Origin of the sequence: Mycobacterium sp. SMC-18 (assembly GCF_045310895.1) — a bacterium.
Lineage (GTDB): Bacteria > Actinomycetota > Actinomycetes > Mycobacteriales > Mycobacteriaceae > Mycobacterium.
In genome coordinates this window covers 1-14640 of sequence record NZ_JBJIAL010000012.1, presented here as the reverse complement: position 1 = coordinate 14640, position 14640 = coordinate 1, and the positions used below count along the sequence as shown (strand labels likewise).

Annotated in this window: 11 protein-coding genes; 5 read left to right on the top strand and 6 right to left on the bottom strand. The window is 67.0% G+C overall.

Annotated elements, in window-relative coordinates; translation table 11 throughout:
• Window positions 1-36 precede the first annotated feature (36 nt).
• Window positions 37-2070, top strand: a complete 2034-nt coding sequence (locus ACJH6J_RS12800; protein ID WP_406804035.1) for a glycoside hydrolase family 15 protein — start codon at window positions 37-39, stop codon at window positions 2068-2070.
• 60 nt (window positions 2071-2130) lie between these two features.
• Here ACJH6J_RS12800 and ACJH6J_RS12795 read toward each other — a convergent pair whose 3' ends face one another.
• Window positions 2131-3372 (bottom strand): thioester domain-containing protein, encoded by a 1242-nt coding sequence (locus ACJH6J_RS12795; protein ID WP_406804034.1) that lies wholly within the window; start codon window positions 3370-3372, stop codon window positions 2131-2133.
• A 316-nt stretch (window positions 3373-3688) separates the two neighbouring features.
• Between ACJH6J_RS12795 and ACJH6J_RS12790 the strand changes: the two genes are divergently transcribed.
• From ACJH6J_RS12790 to mddA, 3 genes are all read left to right on the top strand, one after another.
• Complete coding sequence (locus ACJH6J_RS12790; RefSeq protein ID WP_020102129.1) at window positions 3689-4612, top strand: family 2A encapsulin nanocompartment shell protein; 924 nt, start codon at window positions 3689-3691, stop codon at window positions 4610-4612.
• Window positions 4599-6395 carry a family 2A encapsulin nanocompartment cargo protein cysteine desulfurase gene (locus ACJH6J_RS12785; RefSeq protein WP_406804033.1) on the top strand — a complete coding sequence of 599 codons (1797 nt, stop codon included), beginning with the start codon at window positions 4599-4601 and terminating at the stop codon, window positions 6393-6395. Before ACJH6J_RS12790 ends, ACJH6J_RS12785 begins: the two co-directional genes overlap by 14 nt.
• A 267-nt stretch (window positions 6396-6662) precedes the next feature.
• Window positions 6663-7424 carry a methanethiol S-methyltransferase gene (gene mddA / locus ACJH6J_RS12780; protein WP_406804032.1) on the top strand — a complete coding sequence of 254 codons (762 nt, stop codon included), beginning with the start codon at window positions 6663-6665 and terminating at the stop codon, window positions 7422-7424.
• Window positions 7425-7442: 18 nt separating this feature from the next.
• On the opposite strand, the gene ACJH6J_RS12775 is transcribed toward mddA, so the two are convergent.
• The 5 genes from ACJH6J_RS12775 to ACJH6J_RS12755 all read right to left on the bottom strand — a co-directional run bounded on the left by ACJH6J_RS12775 (window position 7443) and on the right by ACJH6J_RS12755 (window position 13981).
• Window positions 7443-8663 carry an acyl-CoA dehydrogenase family protein gene (locus tag ACJH6J_RS12775; protein ID WP_212812273.1) on the bottom strand — a complete coding sequence of 407 codons (1221 nt, stop codon included), beginning with the start codon at window positions 8661-8663 and terminating at the stop codon, window positions 7443-7445.
• Entirely contained in the window at window positions 8660-9655 is a 996-nt protein-coding gene (locus ACJH6J_RS12770) for an N-acetyltransferase (RefSeq protein WP_212812274.1), read from the bottom strand. Before ACJH6J_RS12770 ends, ACJH6J_RS12775 begins: the two co-directional genes overlap by 4 nt.
• The gene (locus ACJH6J_RS12765) at window positions 9652-11199 is read right to left on the bottom strand and encodes an APC family permease (RefSeq protein WP_212812275.1); all 1548 of its coding nucleotides are present in this window, start codon (window positions 11197-11199) and stop codon (window positions 9652-9654) included. Before ACJH6J_RS12765 ends, ACJH6J_RS12770 begins: the two co-directional genes overlap by 4 nt.
• Before the next feature lie 110 nt (window positions 11200-11309).
• Entirely contained in the window at window positions 11310-12692 is a 1383-nt protein-coding gene (locus tag ACJH6J_RS12760) for an LLM class flavin-dependent oxidoreductase (protein ID WP_406804031.1), read from the bottom strand.
• On the bottom strand, window positions 12689-13981 hold the full coding sequence (locus ACJH6J_RS12755; protein WP_406804030.1) for an NtaA/DmoA family FMN-dependent monooxygenase: 1293 nt from the start codon (window positions 13979-13981) through the stop codon (window positions 12689-12691). The genes ACJH6J_RS12760 and ACJH6J_RS12755 overlap by 4 nt, the downstream gene beginning before the upstream one ends.
• Window positions 13982-14205: 224 nt before the next feature.
• Between ACJH6J_RS12755 and ACJH6J_RS12750 the strand changes: the two genes are divergently transcribed.
• Window positions 14206-14616 carry a helix-turn-helix domain-containing protein gene (locus ACJH6J_RS12750; RefSeq protein WP_406804029.1) on the top strand — a complete coding sequence of 137 codons (411 nt, stop codon included), beginning with the start codon at window positions 14206-14208 and terminating at the stop codon, window positions 14614-14616.
• The last annotated feature ends 24 nt before the right edge of the window (window positions 14617-14640 follow it).

The window sequence follows — 14640 nt, the reverse complement described above, 5'->3', positions numbered from 1 at the left end:
TGGACGCCAACCGCAGATGCAGTCGATGATGTGCGAATGGTGCTGCCACAAACGGACAAGTCGGGCCAATCCAGCGACCCAGGCCACATCCTGGCGAACGGCCACGGGATTCCCCACCTCGCCGCCGCGGGCGATGATCTGACGGGCGGTGCGATCTCCACGGCGGTCCGCACGCCGTTCCCGCCCATCGCGGATTACGCCTTCCTGTCCGACTGCGAGAACACCTGCCTGATCTCGTCTGCGGGCTCCGTGGAGTGGATGTGCGTGCCGCGGCCGGACTCCCCCAGCGTCTTCGGCTCGATCCTGGACCGTGGTGCCGGCCACTTCCGGCTGGCGCCCTACGGCGTGACGGTGCCGTCGGCGCGGCGGTACCTGCCGGGCTCGTTGATCCTGGAGACCACGTGGCAGACGCACACGGGCTGGGCCATCGTGCGCGACGCCCTGGTGATGGGACCGTGGCACGACATCGAAACCCGTTCGCGCACACACCGTCGCACCCCGATGGACTGGGACGCCGAGCACATCCTGCTGCGCACCGTCCGCTGCGTCAGCGGCACCGTCGAGTTCGTCATGAGCTGTGAGCCGTCGTTCGACTACCACCGCGAGAGCGCGACGTGGGAGTACTCGGCCGCGGCCTACGGCGAGGCGATCGCGCGGGCCGGCAAGAACCCGGAGGCGCACCCGACGCTGCGGCTCACCACCAACCTGCGGATCGGCCTGGAGGGCCACGAGGCGCGGGCCCGGACCCGGCTCACCGAGGGCGACAAGGTTTTCGTGGCGCTCTCGTGGTCCAAGCACCCGGCGCCGCAGACCTTCGACGAGGCCTCCGACAAGATGTGGAAGACCAGCGAGGCGTGGCGGCAATGGATCAACGTCGGCGACTTCCCCGACCACCCGTGGCGGTCGTACCTGCAGCGCAGCGCGCTGACGCTCAAGGGCCTGACGTACTCCCCGACCGGCGCCCTGCTGGCGGCGAGCACCACCTCGCTGCCGGAAACGCCGCACGGCGAACGGAACTGGGACTACCGGTACTCGTGGATCCGGGACTCCACGTTCGCACTGTGGGGCCTGTACACCCTGGGCCTGGACCGCGAGGCCGACGACTTCTTCTCGTTCATCGCCGACGTGTCCGGCGCCAACAACGGTGAGCGCCATCCCCTTCAGGTGATGTACGGCGTCGGCGGCGAACGCAGCCTCGTCGAAGAGGAACTGCATCACCTGTCCGGCTACGACTACTCGCGGCCGGTCCGGATCGGCAACGGCGCCTACAACCAGATGCAGCACGACATCTGGGGCACCATGCTCGACTCGGTGTACCTGCACGCCAAATCCCGCGAGCAGATTCCCGAGATGCTCTGGCCGGTGCTGAAAAACCAAGTGGAAGAAGCGATCAAGCACTGGAAGGAACCCGACCGCGGCATCTGGGAGGTGCGCGGCGAACCGCAGCACTTCACCTCCAGCAAGATCATGTGCTGGGTGGCGTTGGATCGCGGGTCGAAACTCGCTGAGCTGCAAGGGGAAAAGTCCTACGCGCAGCAGTGGCGCGCCATCGCCGACGAGATCAAGGCCGACGTCCTCGCCCACGGTGTGGACAAGCGTGGCGTGCTGACGCAGCGGTACGGCGACGACGCCCTCGACGCCTCACTGCTGCTGGCGATCCTCACCCGGTTCCTGCCCGCCGACGATCCCCGGGTGCGCGCGACGGTGATGGCCATCGCCGAAGAGCTCACCGAGGAAGGCCTGGTGCTGCGCTACCGCACCGAGGAGACCGACGACGGATTGTCCGGCGAGGAAGGCACTTTCACCATCTGCTCGTTCTGGCTGGTGTCGGCGCTGGTCGAGATCGGCGAGGTGAGCCGGGCCCGGCACCTGTGCGAGAAACTGCTGTCGTTCGCCAGCCCGCTGCACCTGTACGCCGAGGAGATCGAGCCGCGCACCGGCCGGCACCTGGGCAACTTCCCGCAGGCGTTCACCCACCTGGCGTTGATCAACGCCGTCGTGCACGTCATCCGCGCCGAAGAGGAAGCCGACAGCAGCGGGGTGTTCCAGCCCGCCAACGCGCCGATGTAGTGAGCGATTTGTGCACGTTTTTCCGCGGTGGCCGCGGAAAAACGTGCACAAATCCCGCGGCTAGAAGGTGAGCTCGAAGTCGATCACGGTCGGCGTCGGCACCGCGAGGGCGACGGGCGTCAGGCTGCTGTCGTGCGCCACCCCGGTGATGACGCGGCCGCCGAAACCATTCTGTGCCGCAGGCACACTCGCGGTGACGGTCACCCGACGGGCACCTGACAGCGGACGCAGGTAGATGTCGCTGCCCGGGACCACGGGGGTGGTGATCGGCTGCCCCGCCGCGTCGACGAGCGTTCCGCCGACTGCGGTGAGCGCGGCCGCGTCGGTGGCCTCGAACCGGAACGGACCGACGACGTCACCGACCACCGCGCGGTCGGCGATGAGCCGCGGCACCACCGTCAGGCTCCGCGCCGCCTCGGCACCGGCGACGAGGTGGTTGTACAGCGCGACAACACGTTCGGCGTTGCGGTAGTTGCCGGATCCATCGAGGGTGAAGCTCACGCCTTCGATGTCGACGAAGGCCCCGCTGTCGGCGATCACCTGCAGCCGGTAGAAGCGGTACCCGCGGTGCTGGCGGCCCGGACGGCTGTCCGACGCGGTGGCCCCGACGCCGATGCCCCGGCGGTGGCGCCCGTAACCGGCCGCGACGTTGAGGCCCGACGCGGCGACATCGCGCCACGACGTCCCGTCGACCGATTTCTGCAGCACCAGCGAGACGGCGGCGTCACTCGTCAGTTCGACCGTGTAGCTGCCCAATTGGGGCTCGCCGTCGAACTCGAAGGTGATGGCACCTGGTTCCGTGGTGACCGCGACCGGCACGTTGAGGGGACGGTTGTCCAGGCGCAGGCCGTTGGTGAAATGCCAGATCGCAGCCTGCGTCGCGGCGATGGCCTCGTGCTCGGCCAGGTGCGCGTCACCGCTCAGGTGGCCCGCTCCACGTACCCGGCGGCTCAACTCGACGGTGCCCAGCGTGGGGTACGAGTTGCGGATGATCCAGTCGACCTCGGCCTCGAAGGCGCGCGCCGCCACGTTGGGGACCGCCGACCAGTTCGCGGGCCGGTACTGCGACGGCCGGGTGGGGGCCACGCCGAGGAAGTCCAGCGAGTACGCATCGATGTTCGGGTTGAGCCGGATCAGGTCGGTGCGCGCCGTCGTCCCGTCGGTGAACACCACGGTGTCGACGGTCGGCGAATAGGTGCCGCCGCGGTAGCGGGTCATCCGGGTGATCTCGGCGTCCCGGCGCACGGTCCGGCGGACCGTGACGGCAGTGCGGGTGGGTGCGAGCAGAGAGGAGGAGGGCATTGCGGTGTTGCTTTCTGGAGGCTGTGAACAGCGCGTTTACGTGCACCGCCAGAAGATGGGCGGGCAGAACGCAGAGGGCCGGCGTCAGAAAATCAACAACAACAACACGGCACGACGAAGCAGCGCCGCATGGGCATGCGCAGTTCTCCGTCGTGGGTCACGCCGCCTACCATACGGCACTCACGCAGAAAAGCCACGGCCGAATTCGTCACAGCAAATCCTTTTCAACCACGCTGCGCGCTAACCCTGTGGAGGCCCCCATAAAGCCGTATCGTGGCCGCCGCATCCCCACCACGACCCGTCGGAGGTAGCCCCCATGACGTCTGCGCAGAACGAATCGCAGGCCCTCGGCGATCTCGCCGCAAGGCAGCTAGCCAATGCCACCAAGACAGTTCCGCAACTGTCGACCATCACGCCGCGATTCCTGCTGCATCTGCTGAGCTGGGTGCCGGTCGAGGCAGGTATCTACCGCGTCAACCGCGTCGTCAACCCCGAACAGGTCGCCATCGCTGCCGAGCAGGGTTCGGGCAACGAGGACCCGCTGCCGGAGACCTACGTCGACTACGAGACCAGCCCGCGCGAGTACACGCTGCGCTCCATCTCGACGCTGCTCGACGTGCACACCCGGGTGTCGGACCTCTACTCCAGCCCGCACGACCAGGTGGCCCAGCAGCTGCGGCTGACCATCGAGACCATCAAGGAACGCCAGGAGTCCGAGCTGATCAACAACCCGGAGTACGGGTTGCTGTCGCAGGTCACCCCCGAGCAGACCATCCAGACGCTGCGCGGCACCCCGACCCCCGACGATCTCGACTCGCTGATCACCAAGGTGTGGAAGACCCCCGCGTTCTTCCTGACCAACCCGCTCGGTGTGGCGGCATTCGGCCGGGAAGCGACCCGTCGCGGCGTGCCGCCACCAGTCGTCAGCCTGTTCGGCGCCCAGTTCATCACTTGGCGTGGCATCCCGATCATCCCGTCGGACAAGGTGCCGGTCGTGGACGGGAAGACCAAGTTCATCCTGGTCCGCACGGGCGAGGAGCGTCAGGGCGTGGTCGGCCTGTTCCAGCCTGGCCTGGTCGGCGAGCAGGCCCCGGGCCTGTCGGTGCGCTTCACCGGCATCAACCGGTCGGCGATCGCGTCCTACCTGGTCACGCTGTACTCGTCGCTGGCGGTGCTCACCGACGACGCACTGGCGGTCCTCGAGGACGTCGGAGTGGACCACTTCCATGAGTACAAGTGACCAGCCGCTGAGCGAGGCCGAACTCTCCGCGCTGGCCAGTCAGCTGTTCGCGTCCAGTTTCCGGCCCGGTCCGGACAGCCCGCCGGTGACCACTCAGGTGGCACCGCGCGGGGTGGCTCCGGATGCGACCACCGGGACGTCGGCGGCCGCCACCGCGGCCGGTCTGGCGCACCCGGGCACGCCGGGCGAGTTCGTGTCGGTGCCGGAGCTGTTCGCTCCGGCCCCGACTTCGCCTGGGCCGGAAGGCATTCCGCCGGGCACGGCGCCGGTCGCACCGCGGGGTAACGCGGTGAGCCCGGTGGCGCCGTTCGGCGGGCTGGAGGCGTTCGCGGTGCCGTCGGGTCTGGTCCCGACGGTGCCGGGGGTTCTGGCTGCGCCGCCGAGCGCCCCTGTCGCGCCGCGCGGCTCCGCGCCGACCTGGCCAGGCACAGTGCCCTCTGTACCGGAGCTGAACTGGTCCGGCGCACCGGCGCCCTCGGAAGATGCGGGAAGCTACTACTTCCTCCAGCCTCCGGCGGAATCCGTTGCTGCCGAGCCGGTTCCGGTGGTGCCCGACGACCACGAGGTCTTCGACGTCAACGCGATCAGGGCCGACTTCCCGATCCTCAAGGAGACGGTCAACGGCAAGCCGCTGATCTGGTTCGACAACGCGGCCACGACGCAGAAGCCGCAGTCGGTCATCGACCGGCTGGCGTACTTCTACGCCCACGAGAACTCGAACATCCACCGGGCCGCGCATGAACTGGCGGCACGGGCCACGGATGCCTACGAGGATGCCCGCGAGGCGGTCCGGCGGTTCATCGGCGCGTCGAAGACCGAAGAGATCATCTTCGTCCGCGGCACGACCGAGGCCATCAACCTGGTGGCGTACTCGTGGGGTGGCAAGCACCTGGGCCCGGGTGACGAGATCGTCATCACCCACCTGGAGCACCACGCCAATATCGTTCCGTGGCAGCTGATCGCGAAGCAGACCGGCGCGGTCATCAAGGTCGCACCGGTCGACGACGCCGGCAACCTGCTGCTCGGCGAGTTCGAGGACCTGTTGGGACCGCGGACGAAACTGGTTGCGGCCACGCAGGTTTCGAATGCGCTGGGTACGGTGACGCCGGTCAAGACGATCGTCGAGCTGGGTCACCGCTACGGGGCCAGGGTGCTGATCGACGGGGCGCAGTCCATCCCGCACGTCCCGATCGACGTGGCCGAACTCGGCGCGGATTTCTTCGTGTTCTCCGGGCACAAGATCTACGGGCCGACGGGCATCGGCGTGCTGTACGGCCGCGAGGACGTGCTGGCCGAAACCCCGCCGTGGCAGGGTGGCGGCAACATGATCGCGGACGTGACGCTGGAGCATTCGGTGTTCCAGGGACCGCCCAACAAGTTCGAGGCCGGCACCGGCAACATCGCCGACGCGGTCGGCCTCGGCGAGGCGATCCGGTACGTGGAACGTGTTGGCATCGAACGGATTGCGGCCTACGAGCACGCGCTGCTGGAGTACGCCACCCCGCGGTTGGCGGCCATTCCGGGGGTGCGGCTGGTCGGCACGGCCGACGAGAAGGCCAGCGTGCTGTCCTTCGTGTTGGCCGGGCACGAGCCGCTCGAGGTCGGCAAGGCGCTCAACGCCGAAGGCATCGCGGTGCGGGCCGGGCACCACTGCGCCCAGCCAATCCTGCGGCGCCTGGGACTCGAGGCGACGGTGCGTCCGTCGTTCGCGTTCTACAACACCTTCGAGGAGATCGACGTGTTCATCGATGCGGTCCGCCGCATCGCGGAGGGCTCGCCCTAACCCTCACGAGCAGACCCGAAAACCCCCAGTTTTCCGCGGAAAACTGGGGGTTTTCGCGTATCTCCGGCCAGGAATATATTGGAAGAGTGACCAGGGGCTGCGGCACCAGGTGTGACGTCACGGACCGGCGGTCTGCCGGCCCCTCCCCTCTCGTTGGGCCCAATCGTTCCCGACATCCAGGCCGCGCCTAGGGCCGTCCCCGACGCCGCGTGCGAGTCGACCGGTGCGGACGTCGTCACCGGATCATTCCGAGAATCGGAGGACAGGATGAAGCGCTATCTGACACTTGGTTACGGCGTGCTGTGTTACGCGGTGTTCCTGGCCTCGTTCCTCTACGCCGTCGGCTTCGTGGGCAACGTGGTGGTGCCCCGCACCGTCGACAACGGCATCACCGCGTCGATCGGCGAGGCCGTCGTGGTCAACCTGATCCTGCTCGGGCTGTTCGCGGTGCAACACAGCGTCATGGCCCGGCCGGCGTTCAAACGGATGTGGACGCGCGTCGTGCCGCAATCCATCGAGCGCAGCACCTACGTGCTGATGTCGAGCCTGCTGCTGGGCTTGCTGTACTGGCAATGGCGGACCATGCCACAGGTCGTCTGGCACGTCACCGCACCGGCCGGGCGCTACGTGCTGCTCACCCTGTTCTGGGTGGGCTGGGCGATCGTGCTGATGTCGACGTTCATGATCAGCCACGTCGATCTGTTCGGGCTGCGCCAGGTGTATCTCGCGTGGCGCGGAGAACCCTACCGGGACTTGCCTTTCCGGACCACGATGTTCTATCGCGTGGTGCGGCACCCGATCATGGTCGGCTTCATCATCGCGTTCTGGGCCACCCCGATGATGACGGCGGGTCATCTGCTGTTCTCGCTCGCCACCACCGGGTACATCCTGATCGCGATCCAGCTCGAGGAGCACGACCTGGTGGCCGGCCTCGGAGCCCCGTACCAGAACTACCGCGCCGAGGTGCCGATGATGATCCCGGGACTACACCCGCACCAGCACTCAGCAGGACCGCGTCACGCGGTCTGACCCGACGGCGGAGGCCGCCTAATTGCCTTGTCCCCCACGCCCGAGCGCGGCGAAGTCGGGCACCGGGTCGGTGCCGTTGATCAGGTGATCGCCGAGGATGCGCGCCTTGTACACCCGCGGATTGTGCGAGGCCAGTGTGCGGGCGTTGCGCCAATGCCGGTCCAGGCCACGCACTTCCGACACCCCGGATGCACCGAGCGCGTCGAAGATCGTCGTGGTGGCGCGCAGGGCGGCCGCGATGATCACCAGCTGCGCCTGGGACACCGCCACCTCGGCCGCGATCAGCCGCCGCCGCGCGCCGTCGTCGTCTCCGGCGATGCGGTCCAGCGCCTCGCCGGCCTTGGCAAGTGCGGCTTCCGCCGCGAACGCGTCGGCGGACACCTCACCGATGACGGCCAGAAGCTGCGCGTCCTGAGCTGGCACCTCGGTCAGGCCCTGTGGGTAGTTGCGCTTACGACCGAGCAGAGCCGCCGAGCCGTCGCGCAGCGCGGCCCGCGTGATTCCGGTCAGTACCGACAACATCGCGATCTGGTAGAAGTGGCCCTGATAGGCGAACCGTTCGGCGGCCGGAAACACATCGCCGCGTTCGGCCCGCACCCGCTCATAGCGGGCGGTCCCGCTGGCCGTGGTGCGCTGGCCGAAGCCGTCCCAGTCGTCGACCAGGGTGACCCCGGGACCGTCGGCGCGCACCAGTGCGGTGAGCAGTTCGCCGTCGTCACCGCGGCCGAGCACATCGAGCCAGTCCGCGTAAAGACTGCCCGTGGCATAGAATTTCGTGCCCGTCACCCGGTAGTGGTCTCCCTCGGTGGTGACGGTCGAGACCAGGTTGGCGAGCGTGACGTTGTTGGCCTCCGTCCAGCCACCACCGACGAATTCACCGGCCCGGAACCGGTTGATCCAGATGTCATTGGTATCGGATACCGGTGCGTTCAGCCGGTCCTCGACGAAGGCCAGATGGTTGCGCCAGATGTGCGCGACGTTGGCATCGGCCTCCCCGAGGTCGGCGAGCAGCAGGAACACCTGCTGCAGTGAGGCGCCGAAACCGCCGCGCTCCACCGGGATTCGCAGCGTGCCGAACCCCGCTTCATTGAGCAGGCTCACCTGCTCGTGCGGAAACGTCCGCGTGCGTTCGCGGTCCAGATTCGCCTCGGCGATCTTGGCGAACACCGGCGCGAAGTGCGCCCGTAGGTCGTCGAGATCGGCGGTCGGAGTCTGCAGATAGTTTGCGGTGGAGCTCATTTGGCGGATCCTTCCGAGTCGATGCGGTACGCGGACTGGTGTTCGACCGCGACGTATCCCAGTCGGGCATACAGCAGGTGCGCCTTGCTCGCATTGTTGATATCGGTGCCCAGCGACGCGATCGACAGGCCGCGGCGCAGCGCCGCCAGCCAGATCTTGCGCAGCAGGAATTCACCGATCCCGCGCTTGCGTTCGTCTGCGCGTACGCCGATGTAGTCGGTGTGCGCGCTGCGCTCCTCGGCGTCGCCGGTCAGGTGGGTGTAGGTCGAGCCCAGCACGTACCCGACCACCTCGCCCGCTTCGTTCACCACCGCGTTGCTGAAATCCGGTGTGAAAGCACGACTCTCGATGTGGTGGGCGAAGCTCTCCGGCGACTTGGACATGTTGCCGAAGTGTTCGAGGAACGTGTCGAACTGCAGACTGCGCACCTGTTCGGTGAGACCCCGCTCGATCACCTCCGGCCAGCTCAGCAACGTGAGTCCGGACAGCGTCAGGGCCTGCAGGTCCTCGGCGTCCTCGTCTTCCAGGGACTTGCGGGTCCGAATGAAGCGGCCTTCCTCCGTGGCGCCGAGTCGGATGAGGGCGTCGAGGGCGATCTGCTGCGTGGGCCCGATGAAACTGCGCAGGAACGCTTTCGGGATCACGGCGGCTTCCCGTTGGAACCGGGCGACTACCGCCACGACAGTCGCGTCGACGACGTCGTCCGCGGTCGCCGGGTCGAAGACGAAGTCCGCCAGGAACTCCGGGGCCAGCCCGTGCGGCTCGTGCAATGCCGCGTAGCCCCGGACGCGCTGCGCTTCGTCGTGCACCACCAGCAGCGCGTCGGGTAGGGCGTCGTCGAATTGTTCGGCGATATCACGGGAATCAGCCGCGAACTTGCGTCCCCCGATACCGACAGTGGTGGCCAGGAAATCGGCGATCTGTGGATGGTCGATCGGCGTCGCAGGTGTCACCGTCCAGCTTGTCACGCGGCGTTCTGCTTCCACTGTCATGGGGCCACCGGCTCCTTGTCGCGGTCCGGCTCACGATCGTCATCGGCACTCGTCTGCTCGGCCCGGTGATCGAGCACTTCGAGGATGCCTTCGTCGATCAGCCGCTGCTGCTCGGATTCGGACAGGGTCTGAATGCTGCCGATCCGACGGGCCACCTCAGGCCGGGTGCGCTTGAGATACCAGTACCAGGCCAGCCCCGCCAGCAGGATGCCCGCATAGATGAGCGGCAGGATGTTGAACGGGAACTTCGGTGCCGGATAGAAATTGCTGAAGATGACGTACCCGATGGCCAGCGTCGCGGCCACGGACACGGCCAGCCGCACCGGGGTGAGGGCCCGAATCTTGTACAGCCAGATGGGCGTTGCGACGACGACCAGCAGGTAGCTGACGAGGAATCCCCAATTGGCCACGAAAGCGCCGTAGACGTCGAACACCACGCGGCCGGCCGAACTCACGGTGGCCACCACCGAGAAGACGAAGGACAGCACGCCGATGAAGGCGATGCCGACCCACGGCGTCTTGTACTTGGGATGCACCTTGGTCAACGCGGCCGGCAGCGCACCCTCGTGGGCGAAGGTGAACAGCGACCGTGCCGCGGCGGTGGTCACAGCGGTGACGAACACGATGAACGCGATCGCCACGGTTGCGCTGACGACCTGGTTCACCCAGTGCACGCCGGTGGAGTCCGCGAGCTGCGGCAGGATCGCCTTGTCACCGTCGATCGAGTTGAAGTGCAGGATCTGCGGATAGGTCGACACGACGTAGAGCACACCCAGCAGTAAAACCACCCGCAGCAGGGAGCGGGCGATATTGCGGTGTGCGTCTTTGGCTTCCGCGCCGAGCGAGGCGACACTCTCGAAGCCGGCGTATGAACCGACGGCCGATACCGCGGCAATGAAAGTGGTACTGCTGCCCAGGTGTGCCGGGTTCCACTGCTCCCAATCGACGCGGAATCCATAGCCGACATACGAGGCGACGATGATCACCAGAATCGACGCGATGGCGATCAGCTCGAAGACCAGCTCGTACTTGGCTGCGATGGACGCACCGCGGAACGGCAGGTACGTCGCGACGCCGACGATGATCACCACCAGCAGCAGCCGGAACCACGTTGCCTGCGAACCCAATCCGATGGATTCCAGGAACGAGTCGAGGTAGACGACGCCGCCCAGGGTGCCGGTGGTGGCGAAACCGATGTATCCGATCAACAGGCTGAAACCTGCGGCGTAGGCGAATCCCGGGCCCAGCCCGTTACCGGTGTAGGTGCCCAGCGAGCCCGACGACACGGTGCGCCGGGCCTGGAAGCTGATGGTGGTGGCGATCAGCACGGTGATGGCCAAGCCGACGAGCACCGCCCAGGTCGCTCCGTTACCGGCGGCCACGAAAAGCGAAAAGGGCACCGACGCCAGCGCCACACTGGGTGCGGCGGCCGCCAGCCCCTGCGCGAAGACCCCCCAGAATCCCAGCGCGTCGTTCTGTAACCCATGACCTTGCGCGGAGGCCAGTGCGCGACCGGCCAGTTCCACGCGATTCGGTGCGGACACGTTGCCTGCCTTTCCACCCTGCGTATCGCGTAATGCTTTGCCGCACAGGTATTTACCGATCTATTACCGTGATATTCACTTTCCTCCAGTCACGGTCGATACGGCAGCGATCAAATCGACGCGATTCTTTGATGCCGGAACGCGGTACCGGGATGATCGTCGGGCAGCAGTGCAGACGCGCCGCCGAAAATTCGCTGTCGCAACGTCTCCGAAGAACCGGCCTCCCGCGCTCGCCCGCGCCGGCGCAGCTCGGGGATCAGGTGTTCGGCGACATCGACGAAGCTGCCCGGTGTGATGTGATACGAGATGTTGAAGCCGTCGACGCCCGCGCGCTCCGCGTAACTTTCCAGGTCGTCGGCGACGGTGCGGCCGGAGCCGACGAACAACGCGCCCCCGAAGCCGCCGAGCCCACCGGCATAGTCACGCAACGTAAGACGCTGGCGCGCATCGGGATCGGCCACGGCGGCCAGGATCGACCGGCTCGCGTCGGTGTCGAACTGTTCGATCGGCCGGTCCACCCCGTAGCCGGACCAGTCGACACCCGACAGCGCCGACAACAGCACCAGACCGGCTTCGAGATCGTGGTAACGCGCCAGTTCGTCGGCCTTCGCCTGTGCGGCGGCATCGGTGCTGTCGGTGACGATCTCGACCGAGGTCAGAAACTTGATGGCGTCCGGACGCCGCCCGTATTGCACTGCGCGACGCCGGATGTCGGCGATGTTGGCGCGCAACACCTCCGGACGGGGATCGCTGGCGAACACCAATTCGGCATTGCGCGCCGCGAATTCCCTTCCCGCCGTCGATGTTCCGGCCTGGAACAACACGGGAGTGCGTTGCGGGGACGGTTCGACCAGATGCGCACCCGGCACGCTGAAGTAGCGGCCGTGATGCCCGATGGGGTGCACCTTGTCGGCGTCGGTGTAGACGCCACGGTCGCGGTCGCGCACTACCGCGCCGGGTTCCCAGGACCCTTCCCACAGCTTGTAGGTGACCTCGAGGAATTCCTGCGCCATCGCGTACCGCTCATCGTGCGGGATCTGACGGTCGCGGCCGATGATGTTGCGGGCGGCGCTGTCCAGCAGCGAGGTGACGATGTTCCACCCGATCCGCCCACCGGTGAGGTGGTCGAGCGTACTGAACTTGCGCGCCAGCAGGTACGGACTCTCGTACGTGGTGGACACCGTGATACCGAAGCCGAGATGCTCGGTGGCGGCCGCCATCGCCGACACCGCAAGCAGTGGGTCGGTGACCGGAGTCTGCACCGCGCTGGTGAGTGCCGCCTGCGCGCTGCCACCGAAGACGTCGAGCTGGCCGACCGCATCGGCGATGAAGAGGAGATCGAAGCCGCCGGCCTCCAAGAGCTGCGCGAGCTCCACCCAGTACCGGAGGTCGGTGTACCGGTACGTCTGGTCCTGCGGGTGGCGCCACATCCCGAAGTTGCCGTGCGACACCGTCGACATGGTGAAACCGGCCAGGACGAAGGGCTCCGTCATCGGGCGGGGACCTCCAGCCCGAGATGCGATCGCAACGTCGTGCCCGCGTATTCGTGGCGGAACAGGCCGCGCTTGCGCAGCACCGGCACCACCTGGTCGACGAACAGCTCGGCCTGACCGGGCAGGCCGGAGTCGCGGAGGACGAAACCGTCTGCGGCGCCTTGGGTGAACCACTCCTCGAGTTCGTCGGCGATGCGCTCCGGGGTACCGACGACGCCGGCGCCCCAGCCGTTGACGGTGCGATACAGGAAGTCCCGCACCGTCGGGCTCTCCGCGGCCAGCGCGCGGTATCCGGCCAGCGCGGTCTGGTGCGTCTGTGTGGATTCGGGGAAAGCCGAGGCGGGCACGGGCCCGTCGAGGTCGGCGCCGACGACGTCGACTTCGACCTCGAGCAGCCAGGCGGCTTGGTATTCGGGACTGAAGTACTCGTACTCGTCGCGTTCGGCGCGGCGCGCCTCGTCCTCCGTCGAGCCGATGATGTAGCGGAACGACGGGGTGATCAGCGGTGATGTGCGGCGGCCGAGACGCCGGGCCTCCTGGTGGATTTGCCGGTAGAACTCTTGCGCCCGTTCGCGATTGCCGTGACTGGTGAAGATGACCTCGGCGTGCTGGGCGGCGAAAGTCCTCCCGGTGGTCGACGCTCCGGCCTGGAAGATCACCGGCTGGCCCTGCGCCGAGCGCGAGGCACCCAGCGGGCCCGTCACATCGAAGTACTTGCCGTGATGAGCTGCCGCACGAATCGTGTTGACATCGTGGAACACTCCCGCGGCGCGGTCCTCGATGATGGTGTCCTCACCCCAGCCGTCCCAGAGTTTGCGGACCACGTCGAGCGCTTCTTCGGCGATCGCGTAGCGCTCGTCGTGGTCGACGACGCCGTTCGCGCTGAAGTTGTCGGCGGCCGCGCGAGCGAAGCTGGTCACCAGATTCCACCCGGCTCGCCCGCCGCTGAGGTGATCGAGCGAAAGCAGCTGCCGCGCCAGGTGGAAAGGATGCTGCAGCGTCGCCGAGCCGGTGACCACCAGACCGATGTGGTCGGTCACCGACGACAGCGCGGCCGTCGCGGTCAGTGGTTCGAAGTCCTCGGGAATCTTGTAGGCCCAGGTGGCCGGCGGCCCGTAATTCAGCCCGTCGGCGAAGAACAGTGCGTCGAAGGTCCCCGCTTCCGCCAGCTGCGCGTGCTTGATCAGCCGGCGCCGCACACCCGCGGTGCTGTTGTCCGCCTCGGGATGCCGCCACGGTCCGGCGGAACGGGTGTTGCCGAAGGCCAGAAGGTGAAGTTCTTTCGACACACCGTGCAAGCTACGACGCGAGGCGCCCGGCACCCAGGTTTGCACTCAGAACGATGCGATGGGAACAAATCCGCCGGCGTCAGAAGCGATTTGTGCACGATTTTCCGCGGTGACCGCGGTGTTCTGTTTCAGGACATCGCTGACACATGGATGTCTCGGGACATCGCTGACACCTGAGTGAGGTTGTGGACCCATCGTGGTTCATGGCCCAGAAGGTGACGGCGATGGATATTCGTGCCGCGACGGCGTTGGCCGGGCAGGTCGAGAATGTGGCGGCGTTCTGCCGGGATCAGCAGATCAGTCGGCAGACGTTCTACAAGTGGCGAAAACGGTTCGGGCAGCTGGGGCTGGCCGGACTCGAACAGCGGTCACGTCGGCCGATGTCGTGTCCCGGACAGACCGCGGCCGCGCTCGAGGAGCTGGTGCTGCGCCGCCGCAAAGAACTGTTGGAGGCCGGCCGTGACCACGGCGCGCACTCGATCCACTGGACCCTGCAGCGTGAGGGCCATGCTGATGTGCCTGCACCGGCCACGATCTGGCGGATCCTGACTCGCCATGGTGCGATCACCCCGCAGCCGCGTAGGTCAAGTCCACCCACGTGGTGTACGACGTCGTCGTGTGATTCTTCGATGTGATGGTTTAGGCGGTCAGGGCCGCGG